This is a genomic window from Streptomyces sp. NPDC002520, assembly GCF_053595235.1.
The window spans coordinates 239,137-252,504 of sequence record NZ_JBSFXG010000001.1; the positions used below are offsets into that span (position 1 = coordinate 239,137).

The window sequence follows — 13,368 nt, forward strand, 5'->3', positions numbered from 1 at the left end:
TCACGTACCCCGGCCTGGCCGGCGGTGCCGATGTCGACTACCGGGTCGGGCGCGGTGAGGTGAAGGAGAACATCGTCCTGAACCGGGCCCCGAGCAGCCCGCCCTCGTTCACCTTCACCCTCAAGACCGGCGGGCTGACTCCCCGGCAGTTGAAGGATGGCTCGATCGGGCTGTACGGCGGCACCGAGTCGGGCCGGCCGTTGATGGTGATCCCGGCGGCGGTGATGTTCCAGGCGCCGGCGCACAGCGACGGCCCGGTGGCGGATCTGACGCACGGCCGGGTCGGGCAGAAGCTGACCCGTCACGGATCGTCCTGGCGGATCACGCTGACGCCTGACGCCAGGTGGCTGGGAGCGAAGGGCCGCCGTTTCCCGGTGACCGTGGACCCGACGGTCATGATCTCGCCGACCCCGTCGACGTCGCAGGACGTGATGGTGGACTCCACGCAGCCGACGACGAACCTGAATGGCACGTGGCAGCTGGGTGTGGGCACGACGGCGACCGGCAAGCTGCGGTCGCTGCTGAAGTTCCCGCTGACGGGCATCCCTGCGAACACGAAGATCACCTCGGCACAGCTGGGCGTGTACTACAACCAGGTCCACACCTCCAACACCAACAGCGTGGAGATCGAGGCGCACCGGGCAACGAGTGCGTGGGACGCCACGACGGCGACGTGGAACGGCACCAGCGGCCTGTCGGGTGAACTGTCCGGTACCACGGTGCAGTTGGACGACGGTGACCCGGGGACGGCGGCGCACGGCTCGTGGCCGTACTCGACCAACTCCGCGTACACGCAGTACGCGGTCAACGGCGACTACGCCTACAACAAGGACACGGTGGCCGGGGACACCTACACCTGGCAGCCGACCGTTCCGGCGGCTGGTTCGTACCGGGTGGACGTGCACTCGATCCCTGCGAGCGACCGGGCGACGAACGCGCCGTACACGGTGACGTACAACGGCGGCACCTACAACGGCACCGTCGACCAGTCCGCGGGGACCGGCGGGGTGTGGCGGTCGCTGAACAACGGCACAGCGCTGCCGTTCTCGGCCGGCACGGCGGGCAAGATCGTGCTCGGTGACGGGCCGGCGTCCACGACGACCTCGGTGATCGCGGACGCGGTACGGCTGGTCGAGCCGGGGACGACGCTGACGAAGGCGGCCGGCTCCTACGACCAGTGGCACAACTTCGCGGTGACCGACACCGTGCAGAAGTGGGTCAACGGGACGGCGAACAACGGGTTCGTGCTGCAGGCCGCCGACGAGTCGACGCTGGGCCAGGGCGGCCCGCTGTACGAGGCCAGTGAGTTCGGCTACGGCGGTGAGACCGCTACCTACCCGAAGCTGACCGTCGTCTACGGCACCCCCGGCGTCGCGGTGAAGCCGCCGACCGTCATCCATGCGACGGGTGCGGAGCTGTCCTGGCCGGCGTACACCAACACCACCGGGGACGCGGCGAACGACCTGGCCGAGTACCAGGTCCACCGCAGCGTCTTCCAGGGTTTCACCCCGACCTCGGCGACGCTGGTGGCGCCGGTCGCGGCCGGGACCACGTCCTTCACCGACACCACCGCGGTACCCACGGCCGCCGATGCCACGGACCCCTTCCACGCGGTCTACTACGAGGTCGCGGTCAAGACCAAGGGCGGCCAGGTCATCGGCGGTCCGGTGCAGCTGGCGGAGCTGCCGAAAGCCGGACAGACCACGCAGGTCATCCAGGCCGGGACGGGCTACGCCGACACCACGCTGTCCTCCGCCGAGCCGACCACCGCGCACGACACGATCGCTTCGGACGGTGTGAACCAGAAGTGGCTGGAGGTGGGCAACAATTCGGCCACGTACGGCAAGACCCGGGCCGTGCTGAAGTTCCCGACAAGTTCGCTGCCGTCGACGGCGCGGGTGATCAGCGCGCAGTTCCAGGCGTGGTCGACGATCACCACCAACAGCGGCGGCGGCCAGGCGACATACGAACTGCACGCCCTCAACCGGGACTTCGACGAGGCGACCGCCACCTGGAACAACGCCACCTCCACGACCGCGTGGACCACGGCGGGAGGTGACTACTCCGGAACGGTCTCGGACACGGTCGCGAACGTCACCAATGACCCGGTGCGGCACTGGTGGGACGCCACCTCGCTCACCCAGGGATGGATCACCACGCCCACGTCGAACCACGGCGTGCTGCTGAAGGTCGCCAACGAGTCGACGACCTCCGGCCCGCAGGAGCGCAGCGTCTTCGTCTCCTCCGAGACGTCCGAGGCGCAGCTGCGGCCGCAGCTGGATGTCACCTATGTGGACGCGACGACGGATTCGACGTACTACGCGCCCACGACACCCGCCCGGATGACGCCGGGCACTACCTACAACGTCGACGTCTCGCTGACGAACACGACGAATACCACGTGGACGGCGGCTGGTGAGGCGCTGTCCTACCGGTGGACGCTGGCGGATGGCACCGATGTCACGAACGGCGGCAACCAGATCCAGACCGCGCTGCCGCAGGACATCTCACCCGGCGAGACCGTCCTGGTCCACGCCCAGGTCAAGGCACCCACCAACGCCGACTCCGGCCAGCCGACGAACAAGCGGACCGCGTACGCGCTGACCTGGGACGCCTACAACAAGACCAATTCCACCTGGAATTCGGCGACCGGCGGCGTGGCCGGTCTGACGCAGGCCGAGACCGTCGAGGACCCGACCTCCGACACGATCGGGTTGGAGAAGTTCTACTCCTACGCGGGCAAGAACACCGGTGCCGGTTCGACGGTGATGGACAACCTGGCGTCGGGCAATGCGGTGTGGTCGTACAACGCGTTCACCAATCCGGGCCGGGGTCTTGGAACGTTCGGCCGGTTCTCCTACAACTCGCTGGACACCTCCGACACGGTGATGGGCCCGGGCTGGTCCGCGCAGGCATCCGCACCGATCCGGCTGGGTGCCGCGCTGGACTTCCACCCCAACCCCAACCCGACCGAGGTCACCCTGACCGACGGTGACGGCACCGCGTCGGTGTTCACCAAGCAGGCCGATGGCACGTTCAAGGCGCCGGCGGGGGTGCACTACCTGCTGGCGATGAAGGGCGGGGTGTCCTGCACGCCGGACAAGGACGACACCCCGGACGCGTGGTCGATGACCAAGCCGGACGGGACCCGGTTCTTCTACGACTGCGAGGGCTACCCGTCCTCGATCGTGGACAAGAACGGCAACACCGAGACGTTCACCTACGCGGTCCGCAAGTCGAACAACGCACCGCGCAAGTTCCTGCAGTACATCACCGACCCGACCGGCCGGCAGACCCTCACCCTCACCTACTACAACAAGGGTGACGCCTACCAGTACGTGGATGACACGGGCACGGTCCAGTCGGGTACGAACCTGACCAACCCGAAGATCATCGATCATGTCGCGTCGATGACGGCTCTGGGTGACGGCACCAACCCGGCGCGGAAGGTCACGTTCCTGTACACCACGCAGGGACTGATGGCGCAGCTCACCGATGGTGCCGGCTCGTCGCAGCCGAAGGTGTTCGGTTTCACCTACGACGCCACGCAGGGTACGAAGAACGTCAAGCTCGTCAAGATCACCGACCCGCGCGGGCATGCCACGCAACTCGCGTACTACGCGCCGCAGACCGGTGACGACCCGAAGTACCACTGGTGGGCCAAGACCATCACCGACCGGCTGACGAACCAGACGGGCTTCGCGTATGCGGCCGACACGGGCACGCCTGCGTTCACCGACACCACGGTCACCGATGCCCAGTCACACGCCACCACGTATGTGACGGACGACTTCGCGCGGCTGGTGCAGACCACCAACGCCAAGAACCAGGTCACCAAACTGTCCTGGGACGCGGACAACAACGTCACCCAGCTGATCGAGGACAACGGCGCCACCAGCAAGTGGACGTATGACCCGAAGACCGGCTATCCGCTGACGTCGCAGGACGCGGAAGCGGTCAAGAACGGCTGGCCGGCCACGGTCTACACGTATCAGACCCGCGTGAACGGCTACAGCGCCGACCTGTACACCAAGACCTCGCCTGAGGGCCGCAAGTGGCAGTTCGGCTACGACACCTTCGGCAACCTCACCTCCGTCACCGACCCCAAGGGCGTCTCCACCCCCACCGCCGGGGACTACACCACTACCTACGCCTACGACTCCTACGGCCAGCTGACGACCCTTACGGACGCCAACCAGCACACCACCACCTACAGCTCGTTCGAAGCGAACGGCTACCCGCAGACCACCACCGGCCCGGCCCCGTACAACAAGCCGGTCACGACCGCCTACGACCCGCTCGGGCAGGTCACCTCGGTGACCGACCAGCTCGGCCACACCACGACGCAAACGTATGACGTGTACGGCCGGCCGCTGGTGAAGAAGGTGCCCAAGGACCAGGCGGGCGGCGTGTACATCACCACGCCGGCGCCGGTGTACGACACCAACGACAACGTCACCCAGGCCACCGCTCCCAACGGGGCCGTCTCCACCGCCGTCTACGACAACGCCGACGAGGTCACTGCGGCGACCGCGCCGAAGGACCACACCACCGACCCCGACCGCACCACCAGCTACACCTACGACAACATGGGTGAGCTGAAGACCATCACCGAGCCCAAGGGCACCCTGACCACGTCCGATCCGACGGACTACGTCACCACCAACACCTACGACTCCATCGGTGAACTGACCGACACCGTCAACGCCAAGGGCGACAAGCTGTCGTACCAGTACGACGACGTCGGGAACGCCACCACGGTCATCGACCCGGTCAAGAACGCCACCGCCGACGCCACCGACTACACAAGCAAGACTGCCTTCGACTTCGACCACCGCCCGTACCAGGTCACCGACGCGGCCGGAAAGGTCACCAAGGCCGGCTACGACAAGGACGGCCTGAAGACGACGTCCACGGACGCCGACAACAACACCACCACGACCTCGTACGACGAGCGGGGCAAGGTCTCCCAGGTCCAGGCCCCCTACCAGGGCAGCGCCGGCGCGCCGACGTACCGGACGACGAAGTACGAGTACGACCAGGTCGGCAACACCACCAAGGTCTACTCACCGCGCGCCACGGCCGCGGGCAGCACCACCGCGTTCATCTCCCAGACCGTCTACGACGAGCTGAACCGCCCGAAGGAGACGATCCAGCCGTACGACCCCAACGACGCCAAGTACAACCACCCGGTCTCCTCGTACACGTACTACGACGACGCCGGGCGGGTGACCAAGACCTCCGCGCCACCGTCGAACGGACAGAGCGTCCGCAACGACACCACCTACAGCTACTACGACGACGGCCAGGTCCACACCTCGACCGACCCGTGGGACATCACCACCTCCTACGACTACAACGAACTGGGCCAGCAGACGTCGCGGACGCTGACGTCGGCCGGTGGGTCGTCGTCGCGGACGATGGGCTGGTCGTACTACCCCGACGGGGCGCTGGCCTCGCGCAGTGACGACGGTGTGCCGGTCGGCCTGCAGGTGGTGCTGGTCGACAACTCCGACACCCAGAACACCACCACGACCGGCACCTGGGCCACCGCGTCCACGGGCACGGACCATCAGGGGTACGACTACCGCACCCACGCCGCAGGCAGCGGTACGGATGCCTTCAACTGGCAGCTGAACATCCCCCAGGACGGCACCTACACCGTCTACGCCAAGTACCCGCAGGTCACCGGTGCGGCAACGGCGGCCGCGTACACGGTCACCCATGACGGCACCAACACCGCCAAGACCGTCAACCAGACCACCGGCGCGGGCACGTGGGTGTCCCTGGGCGCCTACAGCTTCACCCAGGGCGGCACCTCATCGGTCTCCCTCGCCCAGAACACCGGCGGCACCGTGTCCGCGGACGCGGTCAAACTGGTCCGCGACAACAGCGCGGACACCGACAACGAGAAGCACACCTTCACCTACAGCCACGACCCCAACGGCAACCTCACCACCATCGGCGACACCTCGCCGGGCACGGCCGTCGACACCTACACGATCGACTACACCGGCCTGAACCAGGTCGCCAAGGTCACCGAGTCGGCGTCGGGCACGGAGAAGACCCACACCTCCAACACCTACGACCCCGACGGCCAGCCGGCCACCGTCGACCATCCCGGCCAGTACTCCGCCTACACCTACGACCTGCGTGAACTCGTACAGAACGTCAAGGTCGGCACCTCCGCAACCGACCCGTCACCCAAGACCACCAGCTACACCTACACCCCCCGCGGCCAGCAACTACGCCAGACCAAGGGCAACAACAACACCGTCGACTACACCTACTGGCCCTCCGGCGAACCACACACCCAGACCGAGAAAACCGCCGGCAACACCCTGGTCGACGACCACACCCTGACCTGGGACCCCAACGGCAACAAAGCCGAAGACATCGCCAGCAAGCAGAACGCCGACAACCACAGCGCATACCTGAACTCGACCACCGACTACACCTACGACCCCGTCGACCGTCTGGCCAAGGCCGTCAAGACGGGCAACGGCGCGAGCACCGAGACCTACGTCCACGACGACAACGCCAACGTCATCTCCCAGACCGTCGGCGGCACTTCCACCACCTACACCTACGACCGCAACCGCCTGCTGTCCTCCGCCTCCGGCGGCGCCACCGGGGCCTACAACTACGACCCCTACGGCCGCCTCGACACCGTCACCAGCGCCGGCACCGTCATCGAACGCAACACCTACGACGGCTTCGACCACATCACCAAGAACACCAAACTCAACGGGACCACGAACACCACCACCAGCTACACCTACGACCCACTCGACCGCACCGCCTCCAAGACCGTCGGCGGCAAGACCACCGACTTCAGCTATCTCGGCCTGACCAGCCAGGTCCTCGACGAGACGGTGGCCGGCCAGCTCACCAAGTCCTACCAGTACTCCCCGTGGGGCGGACGTCTCTCCCAGATCACCCACAACACGGATGGCACCACCTCCGACGGCTACTACGGCTACGACAGCCACAGTGACGTCGAGACCCTGACCGACAGCTCCGGAAACACCGAGGCCACTTACGGCTACACCGCCTACGGGGCCGACGACAAGAGCGAGTTCACGGGCATCGACAAGCCCGACGCCCAGGACCCGACGAAGGAGCCGTACAACGCCTACCGGTTCAACGCCAAGCGCTGGGACGCCACTGCCGGTACGTACGACATGGGGTTCCGGACCTACGACCCGGGCCTGAACCGCTTCACCAGCCGGGACATGTACAACGGCGCCCTCGCCGACATGAACCTGTCCACCGACCCACTCACCGGCAACCGCTACGCCTTCGGCGGCGGCAACCCCATCACCAACATCGAGCTGGACGGGCACGACAACTGGTGGGCCGACCCCACCATGAACAAGCCCACGTCCCCGGATGCGGCACCGATCTCGCAGAGCCTCGCCAATCAGGAAGGGCTCGGCGACAACTGCACCGCGGAGAACTGCTCGGGCTTCGACCCGATGGCCAAGCCGAGCTATGCCAACTCGGCGCTCGCGGAGGCGGCCAAGGCGCAGGAGGCGTACGGCGAGGACGTCTACACGGCCAAGGTCAGCGGCGTGAACACCGTCGCCCACGCACTCGCCGTCGGCGACGAGAAGTGGCAGACGCAGGACTATCTCGCCGCCGCCCAGCGGGCACGTGACGGTGTGATCGCGCAACTGCGTGAACTGAACGAGTCGGGAGCCATCAGCAACCGGCAGTTCAAGTCCTTCACCGTCGTCACGGCTGCTTGGGATGAGAAGAAGGGCATGATCTATGTGGCTGCCCTGAAGGCACAGAACAAGGGATCGAGCCCGTACTGCGCCGAGGACCTGTGCGACCAGGAAGCGGTGAAGAACGGATCCGCGAAGGAGGATCTCCAGTTCACCAAGGCCATTGGTCCGCGCGGGGGCCAGGAGGTCGAGATCTGTCTCCGGTGCCAGGGCACCCATGAACTGGAGCAGTTCAGGGCGTCCGGTGCGAACTTCAGGCCCGGTGGGCGCCTCGACCTCCAGCAGGGCTCGAACTCGGCACTGGCGCAAGCGGAAGCCGAAGAACTGGCCGAAGCGGAAGCGGAGGCCATGGCCGAAGGCATGGCGATGGGCCTCGAGGACGAGTGACGGACCACGCCCCTGCCCCGGCGGACAACGGGCGACGGGACTGACGTAAGCGGGGCGCTCAGGAAAACTCCCTGAGCGCCCCGCGGTCTCATGCGCGGGGGCCCGGCATCTCGCCACGCATCAGGCGGAAACCCTCAGGGAGCGGTCGGCCCGGGTCGGCGAAGGACCACCCCCGCTTCCCCACCGGGGTGATCACCGGTCGCCGCAGCACCTCGTCGAACCAGGCGGCGGCCGTCCGGGCCAGGTCTTCCGGGGCCCCGGTGGCCTCGATCACCCGCACGCCGTCCCTGCTTTCCTCAGGCAGATACGTCTGCGTGTGCACTTCGCTGCAGTGCATGGTGTTCCCGACCAGGGAGGCCGCGAGGCTCAGCAGAATTCGGTTCCCCGCCGCGTCACTCACGTCCACGACCGCCCGCATCTCCACCTCATCGCCCTCCTCCAGGTCCTCGTCGAACACGAGTGCGATGGCATGACTCGGGGGGCAATCCACCCAGCTTCTGGCATACGGCCTCAAGACATCCAGAAAAGCCTTCTGTGTATCGTCCACTTCATCTTCGACCTCGAACCAGTCTTCGTTCATTACGCCAGCCTACTGAGAGCGTGGTGGGGGACCAGGCCCCGTCTGGGGCTTCACCCACCGACAGCGCCGCCCGCCTCCCGACCCGGTCAACGCCACCTCGAAGATCTCCGCGACCGGCTCACCGGCGCGGACTGGTACGAGGACGAGGACTACGCGGCGTACGGACTCACGTCCTCGCAGATCGAAGAGCTCAGGATGTGGGCGCTGGAGTGGGCGGAGGACCTGGGGCGCGGATCCACGACGAGAACGCCTGACGACAGGACGCTACACAGACCCCGCCCAGGCCGGGTCCGCCGGTGGCGCCGAACGTGATGGGGGCGAAGACGTGGGTGCCCATGGTCGACCAGACGCGGTTGGCGTGACGCGACCGACATCGAGCGTTGCGAGGCTACTTCGGCGACAACCCTCCGTGAAGGATGACGGATGCTCAGACATCTCTGACGCATCGCCAGCCACACAAGATCATCTTGCATGTGCGTTGCACAAGGTGCTGAAAAACAACAGTGATCAGTGAAGGGCCGCGAAGGTGGATATCCGCAGGTCAGCCGGCATGTCGCGGTGTCGTGCCCCTTGCCTCCAAGGGGCACGACACCGTGCTGTTCAGATGTCCCGGAAGATCTCGATCTGCGCCCCGATCGAGTTCAGGCGCTCGGCGAGGTCCTCGTAACCGCGGTTGATGACGTACACGTTGCGCAGGACGGACGTCCCCTCGGCCGCCATCATGGCCAGCAGGACGACGACGGCCGGGCGCAGGGCCGGCGGGCACATCATCTCGGCGGCCCGCCAGCGGGTCGGGCCCTCGACCAGGACGCGGTGCGGGTCGAGGAGCTGCAGGCGGCCGCCGAGGCGGTTGAGGTCCGTCAGGTAGATCGCCCGGTTGTCGTAGACCCAGTCGTGGATCAGGGTCTTGCCCTGCGCGACCGCCGCGATGGCCGCGAAGAACGGGACGTTGTCGATGTTCAGGCCCGGGAACGGCATCGGGTGGATCTTGTCGATCGGGGCCTCCAGCTTGGAGGGCCGGACGGTGAGATCCACCAGGCGCGTACGGCCGTTGTCCGCGAAGTACTCGCGGCTGCGGTCGTGGTCGAGGCCCATCTCCTCCAGGACCGCGAGCTCGATCTCCAGGAACTCGATCGGCACCCGGCGCACCGTCAGCTCGGACTCGGTCACCACGGCGGCGGCCAGCAGGCTCATCGCCTCGACCGGGTCCTCGGAGGGGGAGTAGTCGACGTCGACGTCGATGTTCGGCACGCCGTGCACGGTCAGCGTGGTGGTGCCGATGCCCTCGACCCGTACGCCCAGCGCCTCCAGGAAGAAGCACAGGTCCTGGACCATGTAGTTGGAGGAGGCGTTGCGGATGACCGTGACGCCGTCGTGGCGGGCGGCGGCGAGCAGCGCGTTCTCGGTCACGGTGTCGCCGCGCTCGGTCAGCACGATCGGGCGGTCGGGGCGGACCGTGCGGTCGACCTGGGCGTGGTACTGGCCCTCGGTGGCCGCGATGTCCAGCCCGAAGCGGCGCAGCGCGATCATGTGCGGCTCGATGGTCCGCGTGCCGAGGTCGCAGCCGCCGGCGTACGGCAGCTTGAAGGCGTCCATGCGGTGCAGCAGCGGGCCGAGGAACATGATGATGGAGCGGGTGCGGACGGCCGCCTCGGCGTCGATCGCGGCCATCTCCAGCTCGGTGGGCGGCACCAGTTCGAGGTCGACCCCGTCGTTGATCCAGCGGGTGCGCACGCCGATGGAGTTCAGTACCTCCAGAAGGCGGTACACCTCCTCGATGCGGGCCACCCGGCGCAGCACCGTGCGGCCCTTGTTCAGCAGCGAGGCGCACAGCAGGGCGACGCAGGCGTTCTTGCTGGTCTTCACGTCGATGGCGCCGGACAGCCGACGGCCGCCGACGACCCGCAGATGCATCGGACCCGCGTAGCCCAGCGACACGATCTCGCTGTCCAGGGCTTCACCGATTCGGGCGATCATCTCAAGGCTGATGTTCTGGTTCCCGCGCTCGATGCGGTTGACGGCGCTCTGGCTTGTGGCCAGCGCCTCGGCAAGCTGCGTTTGTGTCCAGCCACGATGCTGGCGTGCGTCACGGATGAGCTTGCCGATGCGTACGAGGTAGTCGTCGGTCATGAGTTGAGGCTATATCGGATATGAGATGGAGCGACAACCGGGGCTCTCGTGGCGGGTAGCTTCACCCTCTTCTCTTCATATCCGATAATGCGTCAAAAGTCCCCGATCAGCGACTTTATGATTTCCTGCACCATTTCCTCCGATACACCCGGATGGAGGAACGCAAGGCGCGCCACGGTCTCGCCCTCCCATACGCTCGGTGTGATGAACGCGGTCCCGGCCGCCAGCAGTCGCTTGGACCAGGCGTAGTAGTCCTCCGGGGTCCAGCCCACCCGGCGTATGAGCACGACGGTCAACTCCGGTTCGCGCAGCAGCTCCAGGCCCTCCGTGGCCTCGACGAGCCGGGCGGTGCGCTCGGCGGTCCGCGCCCCGTGCGCGATGGCGTCGCGGTAGGCGTCCGTGCCGTTGACGGCCAGCGAGAACCACAGCGGCAGTCCGCGGGGCCGGCGCGTGAGGTGGTACGCGTAGTCGCTCGGGTTCCAGTCGGTGTCGCCGTCCGCCCCGTCGGCGCCGTGGATCGCGTCGAGGTACGAGGCGTCCTGGGTGTGCACCGCGCGGGCGAGCCGCGGGTCGCGGTAGAGCAGGGCGCCGCAGTCGAACGGCGCGAACATCCACTTGTGCGGGTCCACGACCAGCGAGTCGGCGTGCTCGATCCCGGCCAGCCGCTCGCGCAGCTCCGGCACGAACAGCGCCGCCCCGCCGTACGCGGCGTCGACGTGCAGCCACAGGCCGCGGGCGCGCGCCTGTTCGGCCACGCCCGACAGGTCGTCGATGATGCCGGCGTTGGTGGTACCGGCCGTGGCGACGACCGCGACGACCGGGGCGCCGCCGTCCCGCTCGGCCGCGTCGAGCGCCGCGCGCAGGGCTTCGCCGGTGAGCCGGTGGTCGTCGGTGGGCACGACCAGTGGCTCGACGCCGAGGATGCGCAGCGTGTTGCCGACCGAGGAGTGGACCTGGTCGCTGACCGCGATCCGGACCGGCGCCGAGGTGGGCAGGCCGAGCCGGTGCCGTCCCGTGTCGCGGGCCACGACGAGCGCCGACAGGTTGCCCGCCGAACCGCCGCTGACGAAGCAGCCGCCGGCCCCCTCGGGCAGCCCCGCGAGATCCGCGAAGAGCCGCAGCACCTGGTTCTCCGCGGCCACCGCGCCGGCCGCTTCCAGCCAGGACACGCCGTGCAGCGACGACGCCGACAGCACCATGTCGAACAGCGCGGCGGCCTTCGTCGGGGCGCCCGGGATGAAGGCCAGGAACGCCGGGTGGTCGCAGGACACGACGGTCGGCTCCAGCGACTCCGCGTACGTCCGCAGAACGGCGGCGGGGTCGCGCGGCGCCGCGCCGATCGCCCCCTTCAGCGCGAGTGACAGCTCCTCGGCCTCGCCGAGGCGGCCGAGCGGCGGCGGGTCGAGCCGGAGCCGGTGCAGGACGTGGTCCATGACCTGCCGGGTGAGGTCCTCGTCGGGTGCGTGCACGGGTGCGGTTCCCCTCTGGGGGCTGGGCGGCGGGCTTGCGCGCGCCGGACTGTGGTGTGGATCGGATCAGCTGGCTATTTGGGTCTCTGTGGAACCCAATTCGGAGCCTAAGTCCGACCCAGGTCGGCCGTCAATCCGGTCCCGCCCGCACCCGGCGGGCGGCGAAGGCCCGTCCGGTGCTCCGTCCGATGCCGTACGGCAGGCTCAGTGCGACGCGGTGAACTGGTCCAGCAGCACCAGGAACTGCCGGTGCGACTCGCGCAGGTGCTCCCGCATCCGGGCCTCCGCGGCGTCGCCGTCGCCGGACAGCACGGCGAGCGCGACGGCCTCGTGCTCCTCGCGGAACGCGAGCCCGAAGTCCCGGTCCGCCGGGTACACCTCGCTCCAGTCGGAGCCGAGCCACAGCGCGTTGCCCGCCACGAACATCTCCGTACGGGCCCGGGTCACCGCCTCCGCCAGCACGTCGTTGCCGCCCGCGGACGCGATGCCGAGGTGGAAGCGCGTGTCGATGCGGTGGTACGCGCCGAGGTCGGCGACCTTGGCGTCGAGCATCCCGACCAGCTCCTGCCGGGCCGCCCGCCCGCCGCGCTCGGCCGCGAGGCGGGCCGCGAACGGCTCGATGGCCTGCCGGTACTCCATGTAGTCGCGCAGCGAGGCGCGGATCCCGGCCGCGATCGCCGCGCGCGCGTCGCGCCCCCCGGGCCGCGCGGGCGCCACACGGGTGCCGCCCGAGCGGCCCAGCGTGGTCGTGACCAGGCCCTCCTCGGCCAGCTCCCGCACGGCCTGCCGCACGGTGTTGCGGCCCACGCCGAACGCCGTCGCCAGCTCGCGCTCCGTGGGGAGCTTGTCGCCGGGCCCGAACCCGCCGAGCGCGACGCGCTGGCGCAGTGCCTCGGCCACGACGGCGTGCGAGGGCGCCTGCCGGGTCCCGTTCTTCTCCGCCGGCATCCCCGCGGGCTTCTCCGCCGCCTTCTTGCCGCCGCCCCTCGCCGGCTTCCTGCCGCTGTCGCCACCCAGGGTCTTTCCGCTGTCGCCCGCGGGCTTCTCGCTGCTGCTCACGGATCCCAGCCTA

The 13,368-nt window shown here is 68.2% G+C and carries 5 protein-coding genes; 1 reads left to right on the forward strand and 4 read right to left on the reverse strand.

What is annotated here, in order from left to right:
- Positions 1–431: 431 nt before the first annotated feature.
- Entirely contained in the window at positions 432–8,117 is a 7,686-nt protein-coding gene (locus ACWD5D_RS00985) for a golvesin C-terminal-like domain-containing protein (RefSeq protein ID WP_451371012.1), read from the forward strand.
- A gap of 88 nt (positions 8,118–8,205) precedes the next feature.
- On the opposite strand, the gene ACWD5D_RS00990 is transcribed toward ACWD5D_RS00985, so the two are convergent.
- The 4 genes from ACWD5D_RS00990 to ACWD5D_RS01005 all read right to left on the reverse strand — a co-directional run bounded on the left by ACWD5D_RS00990 (position 8,206) and on the right by ACWD5D_RS01005 (position 13,355).
- Positions 8,206–8,697, reverse strand: a complete 492-nt coding sequence (locus ACWD5D_RS00990; RefSeq protein WP_451370649.1) for a hypothetical protein — start codon at positions 8,695–8,697, stop codon at positions 8,206–8,208.
- Between the two features lie 600 nt (positions 8,698–9,297).
- Positions 9,298–10,827, reverse strand: coding sequence for a helix-turn-helix domain-containing protein (locus tag ACWD5D_RS00995; protein WP_451370650.1), 1,530 nt, complete (start codon positions 10,825–10,827; stop codon positions 9,298–9,300).
- 92 nt (positions 10,828–10,919) lie between these two features.
- A complete protein-coding gene (locus ACWD5D_RS01000) occupies positions 10,920–12,296 on the reverse strand; it encodes a pyridoxal phosphate-dependent decarboxylase family protein (RefSeq protein WP_451370651.1) in 1,377 nt (458 codons plus the stop codon).
- 204 nt (positions 12,297–12,500) lie between these two features.
- Positions 12,501–13,355 (reverse strand): FadR/GntR family transcriptional regulator, encoded by an 855-nt coding sequence (locus tag ACWD5D_RS01005; RefSeq protein ID WP_451370652.1) that lies wholly within the window; start codon positions 13,353–13,355, stop codon positions 12,501–12,503.
- Positions 13,356–13,368: the final 13 nt, after the last annotated feature.